General features: G+C 70.3%; 20 protein-coding genes. 5 read left to right on the top strand and 15 right to left on the bottom strand.

The genetic code is table 11. From position 1 onward, the window contains the following. Positions 1-30: 30 nt before the first annotated feature. Positions 31-417 (top strand): YciI family protein, encoded by a 387-nt coding sequence (locus AC5L38_RS22600; protein WP_495244815.1) that lies wholly within the window; start codon positions 31-33, stop codon positions 415-417. Beyond that, positions 417-1,631 (top strand): RNA polymerase sigma factor, encoded by a 1,215-nt coding sequence (locus tag AC5L38_RS22595; RefSeq protein ID WP_495244814.1) that lies wholly within the window; start codon positions 417-419, stop codon positions 1,629-1,631. The genes AC5L38_RS22600 and AC5L38_RS22595 overlap by 1 nt, the downstream gene beginning before the upstream one ends. Positions 1,632-1,819: 188 nt before the next feature. Here AC5L38_RS22595 and AC5L38_RS22590 read toward each other — a convergent pair whose 3' ends face one another. From AC5L38_RS22590 to AC5L38_RS22580, 3 genes are read right to left on the bottom strand one after another with little or no spacing between them, the layout of a single operon-like run. Beyond that, entirely contained in the window at positions 1,820-2,242 is a 423-nt protein-coding gene (locus AC5L38_RS22590) for an STAS domain-containing protein (protein WP_495244813.1), read from the bottom strand. Further along, entirely contained in the window at positions 2,239-3,489 is a 1,251-nt protein-coding gene (locus AC5L38_RS22585) for a PP2C family protein-serine/threonine phosphatase (protein WP_495244812.1), read from the bottom strand. The genes AC5L38_RS22590 and AC5L38_RS22585 overlap by 4 nt, the downstream gene beginning before the upstream one ends. Next, entirely contained in the window at positions 3,489-4,259 is a 771-nt protein-coding gene (locus AC5L38_RS22580; protein ID WP_495244811.1) for an alpha/beta fold hydrolase, read from the bottom strand. Before AC5L38_RS22580 ends, AC5L38_RS22585 begins: the two co-directional genes overlap by 1 nt. Positions 4,260-4,893: 634 nt before the next feature. Here AC5L38_RS22580 and rox point away from each other — a divergent pair. Then, positions 4,894-6,348: a rifampin monooxygenase gene (gene rox / locus AC5L38_RS22575; RefSeq protein ID WP_495244850.1), complete on the top strand. Its 1,455-nt coding sequence runs from the start codon at positions 4,894-4,896 to the stop codon at positions 6,346-6,348. A gap of 223 nt (positions 6,349-6,571) precedes the next feature. On the opposite strand, the gene AC5L38_RS22570 is transcribed toward rox, so the two are convergent. Both AC5L38_RS22570 and AC5L38_RS22565 read right to left on the bottom strand, forming a co-directional pair. Then, on the bottom strand, positions 6,572-7,363 hold the full coding sequence (locus AC5L38_RS22570; RefSeq protein ID WP_495244810.1) for a helix-turn-helix domain-containing protein: 792 nt from the start codon (positions 7,361-7,363) through the stop codon (positions 6,572-6,574). Between the two features lie 751 nt (positions 7,364-8,114). Continuing rightward, positions 8,115-8,624, bottom strand: a complete 510-nt coding sequence (locus AC5L38_RS22565; RefSeq protein WP_495244809.1) for a calcium-binding protein — start codon at positions 8,622-8,624, stop codon at positions 8,115-8,117. 702 nt (positions 8,625-9,326) lie between these two features. Between AC5L38_RS22565 and AC5L38_RS22560 the strand changes: the two genes are divergently transcribed. Further along, a complete protein-coding gene (locus AC5L38_RS22560; RefSeq protein ID WP_495244808.1) occupies positions 9,327-9,815 on the top strand; it encodes a CAP family protein in 489 nt (162 codons plus the stop codon). A 187-nt stretch (positions 9,816-10,002) separates the two neighbouring features. Here the strand turns inward: AC5L38_RS22560 and AC5L38_RS22555 are convergent, their stop codons facing one another. From AC5L38_RS22555 to AC5L38_RS22520, 8 genes are all read right to left on the bottom strand, one after another. Beyond that, positions 10,003-10,848 carry an ABC transporter permease gene (locus tag AC5L38_RS22555; protein ID WP_495244807.1) on the bottom strand — a complete coding sequence of 282 codons (846 nt, stop codon included), beginning with the start codon at positions 10,846-10,848 and terminating at the stop codon, positions 10,003-10,005. After that, positions 10,845-11,750 (bottom strand): ABC transporter ATP-binding protein, encoded by a 906-nt coding sequence (locus AC5L38_RS22550; protein WP_495244806.1) that lies wholly within the window; start codon positions 11,748-11,750, stop codon positions 10,845-10,847. Before AC5L38_RS22550 ends, AC5L38_RS22555 begins: the two co-directional genes overlap by 4 nt. A gap of 184 nt (positions 11,751-11,934) precedes the next feature. Beyond that, positions 11,935-12,417 carry a hypothetical protein gene (locus tag AC5L38_RS22545; RefSeq protein WP_495244805.1) on the bottom strand — a complete coding sequence of 161 codons (483 nt, stop codon included), beginning with the start codon at positions 12,415-12,417 and terminating at the stop codon, positions 11,935-11,937. After that, the gene (locus AC5L38_RS22540; protein WP_495244804.1) at positions 12,414-12,647 is read right to left on the bottom strand and encodes a winged helix-turn-helix domain-containing protein; all 234 of its coding nucleotides are present in this window, start codon (positions 12,645-12,647) and stop codon (positions 12,414-12,416) included. Before AC5L38_RS22540 ends, AC5L38_RS22545 begins: the two co-directional genes overlap by 4 nt. Before the next feature lie 246 nt (positions 12,648-12,893). After that, positions 12,894-13,691: an alpha/beta fold hydrolase gene (locus AC5L38_RS22535; protein WP_495244803.1), complete on the bottom strand. Its 798-nt coding sequence runs from the start codon at positions 13,689-13,691 to the stop codon at positions 12,894-12,896. 279 nt (positions 13,692-13,970) lie between these two features. Beyond that, positions 13,971-14,729 carry an ABC transporter permease gene (locus tag AC5L38_RS22530; protein ID WP_495244802.1) on the bottom strand — a complete coding sequence of 253 codons (759 nt, stop codon included), beginning with the start codon at positions 14,727-14,729 and terminating at the stop codon, positions 13,971-13,973. Next, complete coding sequence (locus tag AC5L38_RS22525; protein ID WP_495244801.1) at positions 14,726-15,724, bottom strand: ATP-binding cassette domain-containing protein; 999 nt, start codon at positions 15,722-15,724, stop codon at positions 14,726-14,728. The genes AC5L38_RS22530 and AC5L38_RS22525 overlap by 4 nt, the downstream gene beginning before the upstream one ends. 5 nt (positions 15,725-15,729) lie before the next feature. Continuing rightward, positions 15,730-15,996 (bottom strand): hypothetical protein, encoded by a 267-nt coding sequence (locus AC5L38_RS22520; protein WP_495244800.1) that lies wholly within the window; start codon positions 15,994-15,996, stop codon positions 15,730-15,732. A gap of 149 nt (positions 15,997-16,145) precedes the next feature. Between AC5L38_RS22520 and AC5L38_RS22515 the strand changes: the two genes are divergently transcribed. After that, entirely contained in the window at positions 16,146-16,826 is a 681-nt protein-coding gene (locus AC5L38_RS22515) for a GbsR/MarR family transcriptional regulator (protein ID WP_495244799.1), read from the top strand. Between the two features lie 288 nt (positions 16,827-17,114). Here the strand turns inward: AC5L38_RS22515 and AC5L38_RS22510 are convergent, their stop codons facing one another. Beyond that, positions 17,115-17,486: a DUF4267 domain-containing protein gene (locus AC5L38_RS22510; protein ID WP_495244798.1), complete on the bottom strand. Its 372-nt coding sequence runs from the start codon at positions 17,484-17,486 to the stop codon at positions 17,115-17,117. Positions 17,487-17,531: 45 nt separating this feature from the next. Further along, positions 17,532-18,188 (bottom strand): hemerythrin domain-containing protein, encoded by a 657-nt coding sequence (locus tag AC5L38_RS22505; RefSeq protein WP_495244797.1) that lies wholly within the window; start codon positions 18,186-18,188, stop codon positions 17,532-17,534. Between the last annotated feature and the right edge of the window lie 79 nt (positions 18,189-18,267).

The following is an 18,267-nucleotide window of genomic DNA, read 5'->3' as shown; positions in this document are numbered from 1 at the left end:
GGGGCGGCCCCGCCGGACGAGGAGAACGCGATGCCGAAATACGCGCTGATCATGCGGGGCACCGATGAGACGAACGCGGCCATGATGGCTGATCTCGACGAGATGATGGCCGCGACCCACCGGTTCATCGAGGAGATGATGAAGGCCGAGGTTCTCGTCGCGGCCGAAGGGCTGGACGATCCGGGCCAGGGCGTCGTGGTCGACTTCAGCGGCGAGGTGCCGGTGGTCACGGACGGGCCGTACGGCGAGACCAGGGAGCTGTTCGGCGGCTACTTCCTGCTCGATGTCGCCACGAAACAGGAGGCGGTCGAGTGGGCGAAGCGGGTCCCGGCGGTTCGCGGGTCCAAGATCGAGGTCCGGCGGGTGGCCGGGGCCGACGAGGTACCGCAGGGTGGCGAGAGCAGCGGCCGGATCTGATGGGCAGGGCTGACGTCGAGGCCGTCTGGCGGATCGAGTCGGCCCGGATCGTCGCCGCGCTGACCCGGTTCACCGGTGATTTCGGGCTGGCCGAGGACGCGGCCCAGGAGGCGGTGGCCGAGGCACTGGTGTCGTGGCCGCGTGCCTGTCCGGCCAATCCGGCAGGCTGGCTGATGGCCACGGCCCGGCGGCGGGCGATCGACGCGATCCGCCGCCGGGCCGCCCTGCGGGATCGGTACGCCCTGCTGGCGGCCGACCTCGTGGTCGACCGGGAGATCGATCCCGACAGGGTCGACGACGACGTCCTGGCGCTGATGTTCGTCAGCTGCCACCCGGTGCTCTCTCGCGAGGCGCGGGTGGCGCTGACCCTGCGCGTGGTCGGCGGCCTGTCCAGCGAGGAGATCGCCCGCGCGTTCCTGGTCCCCGTGGCGACCGTGCGGGCCCGCATCACCCGGGGCAAGAAGGCGATCGCGGCGGCCGGTGTGCCGTTCGAGCTGCCGTCGGCCGGCGAGCGCCGGGAACGGCTGGGCGGCGTGCTCAGCGTCCTGTACGTGATCTTCACCGAGGGGTCGACGGCCACGTCGGGTGACCGGCTGCTGCGTCCCGACGTCGCCTACGAGGCGATCCGGCTGGTCCGCACGCTGGCCGCGCTGCAGCCCGGCGAGCCTGAGGTGCACGGCCTGCTCGCGTTGTGCGAGCTGACGGCCGCGCGCTTTCCGGCGAGGACCGGCCCGGACGGCACCGCGGTCCTGCTCCAGGACCAGGACCGGCGGTCGTGGGATCTCCCGGCGGTCCGCCGGGGGCTGGCCGCGCTGGCCAGGGCATCGGCTCGCGGCTTGGGCCCGTACGGTCTGCAGGCCGCGATCGCCGCCGTCCACGCGTCGGCGCCCTCGGTCGAGGCGACCGACTGGGGCCGGATCGTGTCGCTCTACGAGGCGCTCGGCCGGGTCGCGCCCTCGCCGGTGGTCGAGCTCAACCGGGCCGTCGCCGTGGCCATGGCCTCGGGCCCGGCGCGGGCCCTGGCCATCGTGGACGAGCTGGCCGCCTCGGACCGGCTCCCCGGTTCGCATCTGGTCGCGACCGTACGCGGGGAGTTGCTGGCCCGTCTCGGCCGGCGGTCGGAGGCGCGCGCCGAGCTGGAGCTGGCCGCCGGGTTGTGCGCCAACCAGCGTGAACGCTCGGTGCTGTTGCGCAAGGTGGCCGCGCTGGACTGACGCTCCCGGGGCGGCCGGCCAGGATTCGAGGTATCCCGGATGCGGCCGGGCTGCTCGTTACGTGCGGTCCGGTCAACGCGGGGGAACGGCCGGGGAATCGGCCGGTCTCGAGGCCGCAGGACGGTCACGGCCACGGACGGCCTGGTTCAGGCCGGCCGTCACGGGCCGCGCCGCCCGGTTCGCTGTCCTCACCGACGTTCGCGGCTCGGGTGCGCCTGCCGGGGCCGGACAGCGGGCCGTCCTCCGGCCGCGTCCGTCTCGCCCGCCGTGACCGTGGTGTCCGCGAGGTCTGTTCGCGTGGGGTGGACGGTGAAGACCTGGTCCAGGCCCACGACGCGGAAGACGCGGGCCAGGTGGTCGGGGATGGCGGTCAGTACGATGCCGGCGTGGGCTTCCAGCGCGCGGTTGCGGGCGACGAGCAGGGCGGTGATGCCGCTGGAGTCGCATGCGGTGAGGCCGGTCAGATCGATGACGAGCCGCTGGCCCGGCAGCGGGGCGACGCGTCGGAGCGCCTCGCGCAGCCGCGGTGCGGTGTGGAAGTCGAGCTCGCCGCTCACCTCGAGCACCGGGCCGGTGCCGGTGTCGTGGACGGTGACCCTCAGCTCGCTCATCGGGCTTCTTCGCCGGCCGGGGCGGGGACGCTGAGGGCCAGGAGGGCGGTGTCGTCGTCCAGGCCGTCGCCGAAGGAGGTCAGCAGTTCCTTCACCGCGGCGATGGCGGCGGTCGCGGTGGTGGGGGAGAGGGCGGCGGCGAAGGCCTGCAGGGCTTCCTCGCTGTGGCGGTTGCCCTCGGTGTCGAGGCGGGCCTCGGTCAGGCCGTCGGTGTAGAGCAACAGGGTGTCGCCGGGCGTGAGCCGGGTGGTGGTGGCCGCGAAGCGTGCGTCGGGCAGGACGCCGACGAGCAGGCCGCCGGGGGTGGGCTGGTAGTCGGCCCCGCCGCCGGCGCGCATCAGCAGGGCGGCGGGGTGGCCGCCACTGGCGAGGGTGAGGGTGAAGCCGTCGCCGTCCGGGGTGAGCAGGCCGAAGATGACGGTGCAGTAGCGCAGGTCGTCGCCGGTGTACTCCTGGCGCAGCACGGTGTTGAGGGTGGCCAGCACCTCGATGGGGTCGGGGGCGCGGACGGCCGCCGCGCGCAGGGTGTAGCGGGTCAGGGAGGTCAGTGCCGCGGCTCCGGCTCCCTTGCCGCACACATCGCCCAGGAAGAAGCCCCAGCGGCCGTCGGCGAGGGGGAACAGGTCGTAGAAGTCGCCGCCGACCTGGTCGGCGGAGGCGATGTGGTAGTGCGCGGCGGCTTCCAGGCCGGGCACCGCCGGGAGGACGGCGGGCAGCAGGCTGCGCTGCAGGGTCGTCACCAGGCGCTTTAGGCGTTCACGTTCGCGCTCGGCCTCCTGGCGGGCGCGCAGCAGCTCGCGTTCGTAGGCGCGGCGGTCGCGGGCGTCGAAGACGGTGGTGCGGATCAGCAGGGGCTCGCCGTCGGTGCCGGTCTTGAGGACCGAGGTGACCAGGACCGGCAGCCGGGTGCCGTCGGCGGCCCGCAGGTCCAGGGCGACCCCGCCGAGTTCGCCTTGCATGCGCAGCAGGGGCGCGAAGTGTGTCTCGTGGTAGAGCCTGCCGCCGACGGTGAGCAGGTCGCTGAAGCGTCGCCGGCCGACGAGTTGCTCGCGGGTGTAGCCGAGCCAGGTCAGCAGCGTGGTGTTGATCTTGGCGATCTGACCGTCCAGGAGGGTGGACAGGTAGCCGCACGGCGCGTTCTCGTACAGGTCCTCGGCGCTGTCTTCCAGCAGCGCGTTGAACAGTGCCCGGGGGATGCTGTGGTTGCCGGAGTCGGTCGGTCCGGGAACGGCCCCGGTACCCGACATCACCGGTCGGCCGCGAAGGAGGCGATCGCCTGGGCGGTGGCCTGCGGGGCGCTCAGCTGGGGGCAGTGCCCGACGGCGTCCAGGGTGACCAGGTGGCTTCCGGGGATCTGGGCGTGTACGAACGCGCCCACCTGCCGGGGGGCGATGGCGTCGCTGGCGCATTCGAGCACCAGTGTCGGCACCTCGACCTTGGCCAGGTCGGCGCGGTTGTCGGACAGGAATGTGGCGCGGGCGAAGACGGACGCGATCTGTGGGTCGGTGCGGCAGAAGCTGTTGGTCAGTTCTTCGCTCAGTTCGGGACGGTCGGGGTTGTCCATGATCACTGGCGCCATCGCCGCCGACCAGCCCAGGTAGTTGCTGTCGAGGGATTCGAGCAGCTCTTCGATGTCGGCCTTACTGAACCCGCCCTGGTAGTCGCCGTCGTTGAGGTAGTGCGGCGAGGGGGTGAGCAGGACGAGCTTGGCGAACCGGCCGGGTTCGCGTATCGCGGCCAGGACTCCGATCATGGCGCTGACCGAGTGCCCGACGAAGATCACCTGTTGGAGGTCCAGCTCCCGGCAGATTCGCAGTACGTCCTCGGCGTAGCCGTCCAGGGTCGCGTACCGCTCAGCCTGCCAGGCCGACAGGTCCGATCGGCCCGCTCCGACGTGGTCGAACAGTACGAGGCGAAACTTCTCGGCCAGTGTGGGGACCACCAGGCGCCACATGTTCTGGTCGCAGCCGAACCCGTGCGCGAGCATCAGCAGCGGCCCGTCTTCCCTGCCGACCATAACTACATTGTTTCTGGCCATTGCACTCATCAGCCCATCTTTCCACCTATTTTGACCTCTCCGGAGAAAGCGGATGGGTTGCCTTTCTTGCGGGGCGGCGGAGCTTGCCGAGGATGCGCCTCCTGAGCTGGGCGTCGGTGCGTTCGCCGGGTCCGCGTTGCCGAACGTCGGAGCGATTCGCCGCCTCATCGAAGGCTCGCGGCCATGAACGGACCAATTCATGCGCACTCTGGTCCCGCCCCGACAACGTCACGGCCATGGAGCTGCTCGGGTACTCACGCGATACGTGAAGGTCGTCGTTCACGGTTCATGGTGCGTGGTCGTGAACACGTGGCCGGGAAATGATTGGACGGGACGAGGCTCGGGCTTGTAGTTTGCGGTTGCCCGTGACACCGCCCAAGGAGGTGAGACCCATGAACGCTGTATCGATGTGGGTGCTCCCCCTTTCCGTCACGGCCGGGCGATTGACGTAGGTGTCGCCGGGAGCGCCTCGCCAACAAGGCACTCCCGGAAGGCAACACCTATGCACTCTCAGCAGGGCACCGCCGAGCCGCCGTCGAACGACGGCATCGAGCGTGACTCCACCACTGCAGGCGACGTCCCCCCGGCCTCCGGCGCCGGTCGCGCGCCCCTCATGTTCGACGTGATCATCGCCGGGTGCGGGCCGAGCGGTGCGATGCTCGCCGCCGAGCTGCGGCTGCACGATGTACGGGTGCTCGTTCTGGAGAAGGAGACCGAGCCCGCCTCGTTCGTCCGCATAGTCGGCCTGCATATTCGCAGTCTCGAACTGCTGGCGATGCGCGGACTGCTCGATCGCGTTCTGCGGCACGGAAGACGGCGTCCGGCCGCCGGTTTCTTCGCCGCCATCCCCAAACCCGTGCCCGAGGGCCTGGATTCCGCGTACGCCTACCTGCTGGGCATCCCGCAGCCGGTCGTCGTCCGCCTGCTCGAGGAACACGCGATCGAGCTGGGTGCGCAGGTCCGGCACGGCTGCGCGGTCGCCGGTCTCGAACAGGACGAGGAGGGAGTGAGCGTCGAGCTCGCCGACGGGGAGAGGCTGCGTTCGCGCTATCTCGTCGGCTGTGACGGCGCGCGCAGTACGGTGCGCAAACTGCTCGGCGTCGGCTTCCCCGGCGAGCCCTCGCGGACCGACACGCTGATGGGCGAGATGAAGGTGGGCATGCCGCAGGAGGAGATCGCCGCCAAGGTGGCCGAAGTCGGCGAGACCCACAGACCGTTCTGGCTCCGGCCCTTCGGCGAGGGGGTCTACAGCGTCGTGGTCCCCGCCACGGAAGTCGGCGACCGCGCGAAACCGCCCACCCTCACGGATTTCGAACAGGGGTTGCGCGCCATCGCCGGAACCGATTTCGGCGTGCACTCCCCGCGCTGGTTGTCCCGCTTCGGGGACGCCACCCGGCTGGCCGAACGTTACCGGGTCGGGCGGGTGCTGCTGGCCGGCGACGCGGCGCACATCCATCCACCCATCGGCGGGCAGGGCCTCAACCTGGGCGTGCAGGACGCGTTCAACCTCGGCTGGAAACTGGCCGCGCAGATCCGCGGCTGGGCGCCGGAGACGCTGCTGGACACCTACCACGCCGAACGTCATCCGGTCGCCGAGGCCGTGCTGGACAACACCCGCGCCCAGACGGAACTGCTGTCTCCCGAACCGGGTCCGCAGGCCGTGCGCAGGCTGCTCACCGAACTGATGGACCTCGGCGAGGTGAACCGCCACCTGATCGAGAAGATCACCGCGATCGGCGTCCGCTACGACTTCGGCGAGGGCCCCGACCTGCTGGGCCGCCGCCTGCGCGACATCGACGTGAAACAGGGCAACCTCTACGGCCTGCTGCGTCGCGGCCGCGGCCTGCTGCTGGACCGCACCGAACGCCTGACCGTCGGCGGCTGGTCGGACCGGGTCGACCACCTCGCCGATCCCACCGCGGAACTGGACGTCCCGTGCGTCCTGCTACGCCCCGACGGCCACGTCGCCTGGATCGGCGACGACCAGCAGGACCTGGACGACCACCTCTGCCGCTGGTTCGGCGAACCCACCGGCCGACCTGGCCCGAGCAGCCGGAAAGACCCGTGAGGACGCTCGCAACGGGCGGCGGCGGCTGACATCGGAAGGCCGGGGCGGCACCGGCCGTGCCGCCCCGGCGCCGGGGCCGGGAGAGCGGCGGTGCCGGGACGGCAGGCGGTGAAGGCGCGGGCGCGCACGATCCGCTGGACAACGGGCGGCTGCCACGGCAGCAGGACGCGCGCGCCGTGCGTGGTGGCGGGACACGCGGGCAAGCCTTCGGGAACCCACCCGGTCAACGAGCTTCACCCCACAGCTGCTCGAAATGCCCGATGCAACCGCGGACGAAGTCGGGGTGAGCGATTCGGAATCCGTTCAGCTGCTGTGCGGATCCGGTCGTGAAGGCGAGGAAAGCCGCCGCGTCGTCGAAGATCGCCATGTTGACCGCGTCGGTCGCCAGCGGCCAGTCCACCACGCGGATCTCGTGATGCGGGCAATCCGCCGTCTCACGGCGGAACTTCTCGGCCCATTCCTCCATCTCCGCGTTCGGCGTACAGATGATCCGCCGGACCGAACGCGGACCGGGCAGTTTCGACCATCTGATGATTCCTTCGAAGTACGCCGACGCGGCCCTGCCGGTTTCCTCGTCGGTGAACCCGAGAAAGTAGGCGGGCGGCCTGTGCCGGATGAACGTGGTCATGATCCGGTACTTGGCTCGGTTCGTCTCGGCCAGCATCGCCGCATAGAACTCGGCTCCTGACAACGGGTGCAACGACGGCGAAGACAACCCCACCGCGTCGGGGCTCTCGATCTCCGCTTCCGAGTTGATTTCCTGATCCGTCTGCGTCCACCGCCGTTTCCACGCTCGCGCATCGCCTCCGCACGCCAGCACGAAGGCCTCGGTCTGCTCCCAGGACGGGAAACGGTGGCCGTTGAGGATCGCGGAGATCGTCGCGTGACTGCTGTGGAGCGCGGTCGCCAGGACCCGCTGCTGGGGACGGCCCGCCTCCCGGTGGAGGTGTCGAAGCGCCAGCGCGAACCGCTCCAAAGGGACGGCCGGATCCAGGACGCGCGGACGTGACGGCATACGCGGACCTCCCGCAGGACGGAATATCAGCTATTACCCATCATCATCAGTCATCGTTTGCTTCGCAGGGAGAAGTCAGCCAACGCATGGGGAGGAATCGACGTCCTCCGGTCACGTGGCGACTTCGTCCGGGCCCCCGCTCGCCATCTCGAACCGCGGCTATATCTCGGTCATAGGGTTCACACGGAGCGGAAGGCGTGAAGAATGCGCGACAAGCGGGAGTTCTCCGGCAGCCACCACAAACGCGGGTGCGCCTGCGTCCAAGCACAATCCGAGCGGATTCGCAGAGATCGGTACGGCTCTCGGACAGGATTCGAAATCATCTACATCCTTCTGGGCCTGAGTGACTCCTCCGTCGCGGTGCAGATGACAGGGATCGTCGTCCTGGCCATCCAGGTCGCCGTAGGACACGACTTCCGGTTCCGACGCGCGGTCCCCCGGCGACCTTCGGCGCCCCGCGCGGCCCGCCGGAGGGCAATCTGAGTGACATGGTCGGCTACTTCGCCGCTTCGCCCCGCCTGCATCTGGTGATCATCGGCGAGAAAGGGCGGACAGGACAGTCCTGGCGATCGAGCCGGCGATCGGCGTGGCCCAGGTCGTCATCGCCGCCCCCTCCGGTACCGGGCCGGTGGCGGTGCGCTTCAGCACCGCGACCTGGACCCGCGACCGGTCCTTCCCCCTCCGGCCGACGGGCCGGGCGTCCCATCGGACGCCCGGCCCGCGACCGGCCCGCTCCCGTTGGGCCGGTCGCTCAGATCTCGCAGTTCTCCTCGGTCTCACCGGTGCAGTTGTCGGTGTCGGCGCCGCCGTCGGTCGTGTCGTTGCCGCCACGGCCGTGCAGGAAGTCGTCGTTGCTGCCACCGACGAGGACGTCGCGGCCGCTGCCGCCCCAGAGGGTGTCGTTGCCGAGCCCGCCGAAGATCTCGGTGAACCGGTTGACGGTGTCGTTGTTGACGATGTCGTTGCCCTGGCGCATGTTGACCATGATCGTGCTGGCGTTCTTGCAGCTGACCCCGCCGGAGATCGGCTGGCAGTCGGTGTCGCTGGAGGTGACGCCCGTCCCGGTCACCTTGATGAGACCGCTACCGCCCTCGGCCAGGGTGATCAGGTCGGATCCGGTCGTGCCGGTGACCGACATGCCGCCGAGGCTCACGGTCACGTTGATCGGCGCGGCCGCCTGGGCGGGAGCGGACAGGGACGTCATACCGGCTAAACCGGCGACGGTGAGGGCGAGGGCGGCGATGTGACGACGCATTTTCATTCAGTCCTTCGATTCGGTGTTCCCGGCCCCCGTCGGGCCGATGCTTAAGGAAAGCGCCTCGCACCCCCTCCGGTCTGTGTTGAAATGCGCGCCCGGTACCGGCCCAAATACCTACAGGACGAAGGCGACACGATGCCTGTATGACGAGAGAACCGCCGGCCGTCGGCGAACTGGTGCGCTACGAGGACAGTCGTCGGCTCTGCTACGTCCGCGGCCCCGAGGGCATCGTCGTCGGACTGGCCCAACAGCTCGGCTGAAGGCCGCCGAAGGGGACCGTGCCGGGATCGCCGGTGCCGGGGGGCGGGGGCCGCACGCCGGGCGGGGCCGCACTGATCTGCGGGCCGCACCGACCTACAGGTACAACCGGGTGGCGACGGCACGGGTCCGGCCTCCCTCCACTTAAAGCTTCCCGCCTTCGGTGAGGATTACGGCCTTTCCACGACTCCGGGCCATACCGCTCCGATGATTCTCGCTCCCATTCCTGTCCGATTTATTTCTTTTGCGCATTTTATCCGTTAAGTTAAGAGGGAAGAGCGTATTCAAATCATGTCGTCCGAATCCATTACGGCTCTCCCTCTTCGGGCTTACCACAGAAATGCTGCTTGCCGGACGAGTAAGACAGGGAAGAAGATTGAGCGATAAATCGCGATTAACCGTGATCGTGATGCCAGAGGGCGCTCAGAGCGCTGTTTGAGGTGTCTTATGTCAGGAACTCGTCCCGCTCTTCCCGACGCGACCACCCCTGAATTCCAGGCCGAGGCGCTCGCCGAGGCCAACGCCTTCCGGGCCAAGCACCACGCGCCGCCGCTGGTCCTGGACCCCGAGCTCAACGCCTACGCCCAGGCGAGGGCGCTCTCCCGCTCCGAGCAGGAACAGCTCAAGGCCGGTCACACCGACCTGCGCCGGCAGACGGGCGAGAACATCTTCTGGGGCGGCGGCTCCGAGGCGTTGCCCGGATCGGTGGCCGTCAAGAGCTGGTACGACGAGATCGGTGACTACGACTTCGCCGCGGCCGAGTTCTCGCCCGCAGCCGGCCACTTCACCCAGCTCGTCTGGAAAGCCAGCACGAAAGTCGGCATCGGGCGCGCCGCCGGACAGGGCGGCGAATTCTTCGAGACATACATTGTGTTCGTCTTCGAGGAACGCGGAAACATGCAGGGCGCTTTCGCGGAAAACGTTCTGCCCGCCTGATCGGACACCGCTTCACCCCGCCGTACCCACCTGAACGGCACCCCCGCCTCCACGTCGGGCCTGCCGGGCAGGCCCGACGTTGCCGACCGCGTCTTCCGGGGGCGATCGCCCGTGAGGAGATCGGCCGGCTCGGCCCGCCCGGCCACGCCGGCCCGCGCGGGCAGTGGTGTCGTGAGTGTCATGGTGTTCAGCCGACCCGCCGCAGAGCGCGCTCGCGGCGGGCGGCCACGCTCGAACCGGACTCCCCGCGCGCCATCCGCCGCAGCAGGACCGGCGCCAGGAGCAGGCCGATCACCGCCCAGGCGCCCAGCACCCCCACGGTCTCCAGGTGCCGCCAGGACTCGCCGACCTCGACGGCGACCGCCGCGTCCGGCAGCAGGGCCGAGCGCATGCCGAGCCCCATCCAGTAGATCGGGAAGATCTGGGCGATCCACTGCAGCCACTCGGCCAGCGCGGTGAGCGGGTAGAAGATGCCGGAGATCCCGATCACGCCGAAGAACAGCAGCTGGACCAGCCCCAGGCCGCGGGCGCTGGGGAACAGCGAGCCCAGCACCGCGCCCAGCGGCAGGGTCGCCAGCAGGCCGAGCGCCAGCACCCAGGCCAGGGTCGGCCAGGAGCCGGGGTCGATCCACAGGCCCTCGACGATGAGCATCCCGGGCACCAGGAAGATCGCCAAGTCGGCGAGCAGGCCGCCGGACACCAGGATCACCTTGCCGACGAGGTAGGCGGGCATGCCGTGCGGGGTGGCCTTGGCACGCAGCAGGGTGCCGTCCTCGCGGTCGGCGGTGAGCTGCTGGCTCATGCCGATCATGGCGGTGGCGACGTTCATGCCGAGAATGCCCGGCAGTGCCAGCGTGCCCAGCAGCAGCCCGCCGGTCCCGATCGGCAGGTCCCTGATGAAGAACATCGTGGCGATCATCAGTGCGGGCCACAGGAGGTGCGACAACAGTTCGCCGCCGTTGGTGAACGACTGCCGCAGCTCGACGAGGCCGCGGGACCGGCCCGCGCGCAGTGCGGTCGCGGTCAGGGTCATCGGGTCTTCTCCTGAGTCGCCTCGGCCTCGCGGACCAGGGTGAGGTAGGTCTGCTCCAGGGAGGTCCGGTGGACCTCTAGCTCCCGGATCTCCTCGCCGTAGCGGGCGAACAGGTCGCGGGCGAACTCGGTGGAGTCGGCGGTCCGCTCCGTGAAGCGCTGCCCGGCGCGCAGCCAGCGCACCTCGTCCTGGCCGGCGATGCGGCGCGCGAGTTGGGCGGCCGTGCCGTCGGCGACGATGCGGCCGTCGTTCAGGACGAGGATGCGGTCGGCCAGCTTCTCGGCCTCGTCGAGGTCATGGGTGGTGAGCAGGACGGTGGTGTGGTGGCCGTCGGCCAGGCCGCGGACGAGGTCGTGGAACTCGTGCCTGGCCCGGGGGTCGAAGCCGGCCGTCGGCTCGTCGAGGAACAGCAGCTCGGGGCGGCCCACGATGCCGATGGCCACGTCCAGCCTGCGGCGCTGGCCGCCCGACAGCGTCTTGAGCTTCTTGTGCGCGTGCTCGGTCAGGCCGACGGCCGCGATCAGCTCGTTGGGGTCCCAGGGGCGCTGGATCTCTGGGGTGGTGTAGGCGGTGTAGTAGGTGCCGAGGTGGGCGAGGAGCTCGCGTACGCGCCATTTGCCGTGGTCGCGCCAGGACTGCAGGACGACCCCGATCCGGGCCCGCCACCGCTCGTCGCCGTGCGCGGGGTCGGTGCCGAGCACCGTCACCCGGCCCTGCGAGCGGACGCGGAAGCCCTCCAGGATCTCGATCGTGGTGGTCTTGCCCGCCCCGTTGGGCCCCAGCAGGGCCAGCACCTCGCCCTGGCGGGCCTGGAAGGTGACGTCGTGCAGGACGTCGACCGGGCCGTAGCGCATGCGCAGCCGGTCGACGTCGAGCACGACTCGTTCGCTCTTCGTCATCATGTCGTCTCTCTTCGTGTTCGCCCGGTGTCGCGTCGGGGCGCAGGTCGGCAGGCCCGGAGGCGAGGGCACGACGCGTCACGGCCTGAACGGGGCTGAGGGGGAAAAGAAGGGGAAAGAGGGGAAGGGGAGTGGCCTGACCTGGGCCTTCCGGACTACGCCGGGGCGGGCGGCCGGCGGTGTCGGCTCACCATCGTTCGTGTTCGAGGGTTTCCCTGGCCCGTGCCATCAGGCCGTCCCGGTCGACGCCGGCCAGGGCGAGCGCGCGGGGGACGGTGCCGATCCCGGTCTCCAGGATGCCGAGCAGCAGGTGGGCGGGGCGCAGATCCTTCTTGCCGGTGGCGGTGGCGAAACCGCGTTCGAGCGCGAGCCGGGCCGACGCCCCGAGCTTCGGCGGGTTCCTTTTGTCCCGGCTCGGCTTGGGGAGGTCGTAAGAGGTGAGGGACACGCCGACGGCGTTCAGGCTGTGCTCGAACTCCCGGTCCAGGGCCTGCCTGATCTCCTGCCTCCCGAGGCGCGCCACGGTCAGGACGCGGTGCGCGGCGGTGTCTTCGTGGTCGGCGATCGCCAGCAGGAGGTGGTGGGCCTCGGTCGCCGCGGAGCCGTCCTCCAGCGCCTCGGCCGCTCCGCGCACGATGATGTCGTTGATGTAGTGGTCGATCGCGCTCACTGTCGTCTCCTCAGCTTCACACCGGCGGCGACGAGCCGTTTGACGTGCTTCTTGTGGACCGCCTGGCGGGTGACGCCGAGCGCCTCGGCGACGTCCGGCCAGCTCCAGCCCATACGCATGGCCTGCTCCACGGCCGCGTCCTCCAGCTGATCGGCCAGGCGCCGCAGCGCCGCCACGGCGGCCAGGGCGTCAGCGGGGTCGCGGGGTGTCGATACGTCTTCTGCCGACATGTAGCAACCGTAGTTGACTATTTCGCCTTAGTCAACTGCGGTTGCTTGGTGGCGATCGGGCGTCGCTCGCGTAAGCGCAATTCCAGGACATCGGCACCGGAAGGGGAACGGAGGCGGGTTCCAGGCTCTCCGCGACCGCCGCCGCGTCGCCGGCCTCCGGGCGGACGGTCGTGATCGGCGGGCCGGGAGCGGAAGCCGGGCTCGTTCACCTTGCCTGTGATGAGTTTCGGATGTGCTGCCGGTCGGTTAGCCGCCGAGGAATCCCTCGACCGCCTCGGCGAAGGCTTTTGGAGCGGTGACCCAGGGATAGTGCGCCCCGGGCAGCACGATGCTGGTCCCGTGCGGGAAGATCCCGGCCAGTTCGGCCGCGTGCGCGGGCAACGGTCCTGGATCCCGCTCTCCCGCGATCACCAGGACCGGCGCGGTGACCTTCGCCAGGCTCGCCCGGGTCTTCTCGGCGGCGGGCAGGTTGGCGTGGAAGCGCTTCGCCGCCTCGGCCGAGCGTTCGGCGAACCGTACGGCGTGCGCTTCGGCGGTCTCGTTCCAGGGACTGTAGAAGAACGGCTGCGCCCCCGGGCGCCGGCTCTCGTCGCCCGCGTCCCACGCCTTGAGGTCCGGCAGCCTGCTCTCGTACCAGCTCTCATCGGCTCGGCGCTCGATCTGGGCGCACCACTGCTCGTCGGTTATCTCGATCCCCACCGGGTGCACGCTCGGGGTGACCAGCACCAGGTGCCCTATCCGTTCGGGATGCCGGGCCGCGTACAGCAACGCCAGCCCTCCGGCCGCCGAGTGCCCGAGCAGGTCCATCCGCTCGAACCCCAGACGCGCACGCAGCGCCTCGACGTCCGCGACCATGCGGTCCATCGCGTACGTGTCCGGATCGAGTGGCGCCGCGGATTCGCCGGTTCCCCGGTTGTCCAGCAGGAAGAGCCGGCGCTGAGCCGCCAGGCCGCCGAGATCTCCCAGGTATCGCGAGGACCGCCCCGGCCCGCCCGGCAAGCAGACCAGCGCCGGCCCCTCACCCCGCTCATGACAGACGAGCACGGTCCCGTCATATGAAGCAAAACTGAACATCCCTCCATCCTCGCATCGCAGCCCCCGGGGCGGCCGTCATGTCACGACTGGAGCGATGGCTCAGCGAGGGGTCGGGGCACGGGGTTCGGGCCGGCCCGAGGTCCGGCGCGGTAGCCGAAACGTCCGGGCGCTCCACCTCGCCGCGCAGGCTCGCCAGCCGGGCGTCCTCGACCATGACGTCCCACTCACGCTGGGTTTCGCATCGGGGACGGTCGAGGGCGTGGAATCCGGCGTAGAATCCGGTGAACCTCACCGGTTGTAGAGCCTGCGCGCCCACAGATAACCGGCCAGGGCGATGCCCGCGCTCCACCCGGCCGCCTCCAGGAAACCGGACCCGGCCGGACGCCCGGCCAGCAGCGCGCGCAGCGTCTCGATGACGGGGGTGACCGGCTGGTGCTCGGCGAACCAGCGCAGACCGGCCGGCATCGACTCGGTCGGGACGAAGCCGCTGCCGAGGAACGGCAGCAGCATCAGCGGCATCGGCAGGTTGCTGGCCGTGGCCACGCTCTTGGTGACCATGGCGAGCGCGACCGACAGCCAGGTGATCGCGAAGGTGAACATGGCCAGCACACCGGCCACGCCGAGCCAGTCCGGCACCGAGGCGGACGGGCGGAACCCGATCAGCAGCGCCACCACGGTCACCGCGGCGATCGCGAGGAACGTCTGCACCATCGCCCCGAGTACGTGCCCGGTGAGCACCGAGACGCGGGCGATGGCCATGGTCTTGAACCTGGCGATGATGCCCTCGGTCATGTCGGTCGCCACCGAGATCGCGGTCCCCTGCGCGGCCCCGACGATCGTCGTGATCATGATGCCGGGGGTGAGGTAACCGACGTAGGCGGCGCGGTCGGCACCGATGCCCGCGCCCATGGTGCCGCCGAAGACGTAGACGAACAGCAGCAGGAACACCACGGGCACGGACGCGAACGTGAGGATCAGCGTGGGGTAGCGCCAGATGTGTTTGACCTGGCGCCGCAGCATCGTCGCCGAGTCGGTGATCGCTCTCATCGGGAGGACTCCTTGGTCGAGCGCTCCTGGGGCGGAGGCTCCTTGGTCGAGGACTTCGTGGTCGAGGGCTCCTGGGTCAGGGTGAGGAAGACGTCGTCCAGGTCGGGGGTGTGCACCGACAGCTCGGCGACGTCGACGGCATGCGTGTCCAGCCACTCCAGGAGCCTCCTCAGCGTCCTGACCCCGCCGGAGTCGGGGATCTGGACGGTGAGCGCCGCGTCGTTGCGGGAGGTGGCGCCGACGTGGCCGGCCGCCCTGCGGTACCCGTCGGGGTCGGCGAAGCGCACGACGATGTGGCCGCCGGGGACCGTTCGCTTGAGCTCCTCAGGGGTGCCCTCGGCCACCAGCCGGCCCTGGCTGAGCAGCGCGATGCGGTCGGCGAGTTCGTCGGCCTCCTCCAGGTACTGGGTGGTCAGGAAGATGGTCACGCCGTCGTTCTGGACGAGATCGCGGACGATCTGCCACATGGTGCGGCGGCTGCGCGGGTCCAGGCCCGTGGTCGGTTCGTCGAGGAAGATGAGCTCGGGCGTGCCGACCATGGTCATGGCGAGGTCGAGCCGGCGGCGCATGCCGCCCGAGTAGGTGACCGCGGGCTTGCGCGCGGCGTCGGTCAGGTCGAAGCGCTCCAGCAGTTCGCGGACGCGCCCGCGGCCCCTGGCGCGGCCGAGGTGGAGCAGGTCGGCCATGAGCCGCAGGTTCTCCTCGCCGGTGAGGAAGCCGTCGACCGCGGAGAACTGGCCGGTGACGCCGATCGCGGCCCGCACCCTGTCGGGTTCCCTGGCCAGGTCGTGCCCGGCGACCCGGATCTCGCCCGCGTCGGCCCTGATCAGGGTGGACAGGATCTGCACCGCGGTGGTCTTGCCCGCGCCGTTGGGGCCGAGCAGCGAGAAGACGGTGCCCTGCGGGATGGTGAGGTCGATGCCGTCCAGGACGCGGTGGGCGCCGTAGGACTTACGCAGCCCGGTTACCGAGACGAAGTCTCGCGTGGTTCGCATCGCGTTCACCCCCGATCCCGGGTGACGGGCAGGCTGTGCACGCCGTACACCTGCGCCTCGGCGCTCCCGGCGTCCGGCAGGGCCCGGGGGGAGCTCAGGAACCGGTCGCGGTCCTCGTACGGCACACCGAGCGGCTCACAGATCATCAGCGCCGGAACCGGCTGCGTGAAGACCTCGACGAGGTCGGCGGGCGGCCCGGCGGGATCGAAGGGACAGGCGGGGGAGCGGTCCAGGAAGGGAGCGACCGGCTCGTCGCGATAGTACGTGTTCATCACAATTGAAAGCTACGTTGCTTTCAGAAATTCTGTCAATCAATCGATATCCATAACTGCAGGTAGAAGGCGATTAATTGATGCTTTGACGGTGAAGTCGAATGCAATGAAACGTTGCATTGTGTGATGCCGAACGCAATAGTGGTGTCATGCCAGGAAGGTTGACCCTGCAGGACCGCCGGCGCATCGCGACCGGCCTCGCCGAAGGCCGCTCCTACGCCGAGATCGCCAGGCGGCTGGACCGGCCGACCTCGACGATCAGCCGTGAGGTCGGCCGCGACGGCGGCCCCGGCGACTACCGTCCCGAGCGGGCGCACCAGGCGGCGGCGCGGCGGGCCCGGCGCGGCACCCCGGCACGTTCGCCCGAGGCCGAACCCCGGGACCGCAAGGTCTTCGAGGCGGAAGCGGGGGCCGTCGAGATGGCGGTCGGGATGGGCCTGCCGAAGATGATGGCGCGCGTGCTCATCGGTCTGTGGCTGAGCGAGGACGGCAGGCTCACCGCGGCCGAGCTGTCGCGCGGGCTGGGAGTCAGTCCCGCCTCGATCTCCACGGCGGTGGGCTACCTGACGCAGCAGGGGCTGATCAGGCGCGAACGTGATCCGCAGCGGCGGCACGACGTCTACGTGGTCGACGACGACGCCTGGTACCACTCGACGATGATCGGCGCGAGGCAGACGCTCGCGGCGGCGGAGATCGCGAAGGCGGCGGGGGAGACGCTCGGGCTCGACACGCCCGTGGGACGCCGCCTGGCCAGGGGCGGCGCGTTCCTGGAGCGGATCAGCCTGGACGCCCTGACGTCGGCCGAACGCTGGCGCGACCTCCTGCCGTGATCGGACCGCGGGGATCGCGCCCCGGACGCGGGTCCTGGCCGGCGGTTCTCCGATGCCGGCCGGGAACACGCGGACCGGCACGGCGGCGAGCTCGGAGACCTCGCCGCCGTGGTGGGCGGTGAATCGCGGGAGATCCCACGGCAGGCGCGCGAGGTCTGTGGCGAGGCGTTCGCGCTCTTCGGACCGGCCGGAAAGCCGTCCGGGTGCGCCGAGAGGATCCGGCCACTCGCGGCTGCTTCGGGACCGGTGACGCCGGCCCGGGTGGAAGGCCACCACCGGGACCCCGGTTCAGACGGCGAAGAGCAGGGCGGCGCTGATGAGCACGACCACGGCGGTGGCGAAGTGGACGCCGAAGGCCGTCGCCCTGGTGCCGCCGTGACGCAGGACGACGAAGGTGTCGCCGAGCGGGACGAGGGCGATGACCAGCATGAACCACCCGGCGGCGTGGGCGCCCGCGAAGGCCAGCAGCGCGAGGCCGACGACGCCGTAGCCGAAGTCACGCAGGCCCTTGACGGTCAGGTACGCGGCGTCCCCGTCCGGCTTGGCCGGGACGCCGTAGCCGGCGGCCGCGGCGCGGGGCACCAGCAGGAACCGCGCGCCGATGAAGACGATGAAGGCGTTGAGCAGGACGGCCAGGCCGTACGCGATGAAGGTGAGCATTGTCTTCTCCTTGAGGGAAAGGTGGGTTCGGTGCCGGGAGGCGGTTCAGCCGCGGACGCGCCGCATGCGGCGGGCGTGGCGGGGCCGGCCGAGGGCGTGCCAGATCATCCGGACCGGCCAGGGGAGACCGGCGAGGATCATGGCCCGTTCGCCGGCGTCGGCGTCCTCGAGCACGAGGCCGAAGAGCGTGAACAGCGTGAGCTTGGGGGTGTTGGCCACCAGGTGCTCGCCCAGGGCCTGCCACTCCCGGGACGACAGGTGCCGCGCCGCGAGCGGGAGGAGGTTGTCCTCCTCGTCGTCGAGGTGCTCGTCGAGCACCGTCCGGTGCTCGACGAGCGCGGCCACGAGGGTGTCGCGTTCGCCGGGTCCGGCGGTCTCCTCCCAGGCGGCCATGGCGGCGTCGAGCCGGCCGAGGGTGGCGGCGACCCGCTCGTGCTGGGCCTCCATGCGGAGCACGACCTCGGCGTCCAGATCGACCCGGGCGAGCAGGAGCGGCCACAGAAGCTCGTCCTCGCCGTTGTGATGGTTGTGCAGCCCGAGCCGGTAGTCGCGGAAATGGCCGGCGAGTACCCGCGCGCGGGCGGTGTCGCCCGGGGCGACCGCCGCGACGAGCTCGGCGAGCAGCCGCGCCTCGCGGCGGAGGGCGCGGTGGACGACCACCATCTCGTGGGTGTCGACGGTCTCGTGGTCGGGGGCGGTCATGGGGCCTGCCTTTCGTCGGTTCCCGGTGCTGCGAACAGACTCCGCCGAAGGTCTTGGAGGTCGTTTGGAGTCGTCATGG

It is taken from the genome of Streptosporangium nanhuense (genome assembly GCF_059358815.1).
Note: the sequence above shows the minus strand (reverse complement) of the source record. Positions and strands in the feature narration are given on the sequence as shown.

Coding starts and splice junctions, on each gene's coding strand:
- AC5L38_RS22600 (WP_495244815.1), top strand. CDS start 31: ATGCCGAAATACGCGCTGATCATGCGGGGCACCGATGAGACGAACGCG.
- AC5L38_RS22595 (WP_495244814.1), top strand. CDS start 417: ATGGGCAGGGCTGACGTCGAGGCCGTCTGGCGGATCGAGTCGGCCCGG.
- AC5L38_RS22590 (WP_495244813.1), bottom strand. CDS start 2,242: ATGAGCGAGCTGAGGGTCACCGTCCACGACACCGGCACCGGCCCGGTG.
- AC5L38_RS22585 (WP_495244812.1), bottom strand. CDS start 3,489: ATGTCGGGTACCGGGGCCGTTCCCGGACCGACCGACTCCGGCAACCAC.
- AC5L38_RS22580 (WP_495244811.1), bottom strand. CDS start 4,259: ATGGTCGGCAGGGAAGACGGGCCGCTGCTGATGCTCGCGCACGGGTTC.
- rox (WP_495244850.1), top strand. CDS start 4,894: ATGTTCGACGTGATCATCGCCGGGTGCGGGCCGAGCGGTGCGATGCTC.
- AC5L38_RS22570 (WP_495244810.1), bottom strand. CDS start 7,363: ATGCCGTCACGTCCGCGCGTCCTGGATCCGGCCGTCCCTTTGGAGCGG.
- AC5L38_RS22565 (WP_495244809.1), bottom strand. CDS start 8,624: ATGAAAATGCGTCGTCACATCGCCGCCCTCGCCCTCACCGTCGCCGGT.
- AC5L38_RS22560 (WP_495244808.1), top strand. CDS start 9,327: ATGTCAGGAACTCGTCCCGCTCTTCCCGACGCGACCACCCCTGAATTC.
- AC5L38_RS22555 (WP_495244807.1), bottom strand. CDS start 10,848: ATGACCCTGACCGCGACCGCACTGCGCGCGGGCCGGTCCCGCGGCCTC.
- AC5L38_RS22550 (WP_495244806.1), bottom strand. CDS start 11,750: ATGATGACGAAGAGCGAACGAGTCGTGCTCGACGTCGACCGGCTGCGC.
- AC5L38_RS22540 (WP_495244804.1), bottom strand. CDS start 12,647: ATGTCGGCAGAAGACGTATCGACACCCCGCGACCCCGCTGACGCCCTG.
- AC5L38_RS22530 (WP_495244802.1), bottom strand. CDS start 14,729: ATGAGAGCGATCACCGACTCGGCGACGATGCTGCGGCGCCAGGTCAAA.
- AC5L38_RS22525 (WP_495244801.1), bottom strand. CDS start 15,724: ATGCGAACCACGCGAGACTTCGTCTCGGTAACCGGGCTGCGTAAGTCC.
- AC5L38_RS22520 (WP_495244800.1), bottom strand. CDS start 15,996: ATGAACACGTACTATCGCGACGAGCCGGTCGCTCCCTTCCTGGACCGC.
- AC5L38_RS22515 (WP_495244799.1), top strand. CDS start 16,146: ATGCCAGGAAGGTTGACCCTGCAGGACCGCCGGCGCATCGCGACCGGC.
- AC5L38_RS22510 (WP_495244798.1), bottom strand. CDS start 17,486: ATGCTCACCTTCATCGCGTACGGCCTGGCCGTCCTGCTCAACGCCTTC.
- AC5L38_RS22505 (WP_495244797.1), bottom strand. CDS start 18,188: ATGACCGCCCCCGACCACGAGACCGTCGACACCCACGAGATGGTGGTC.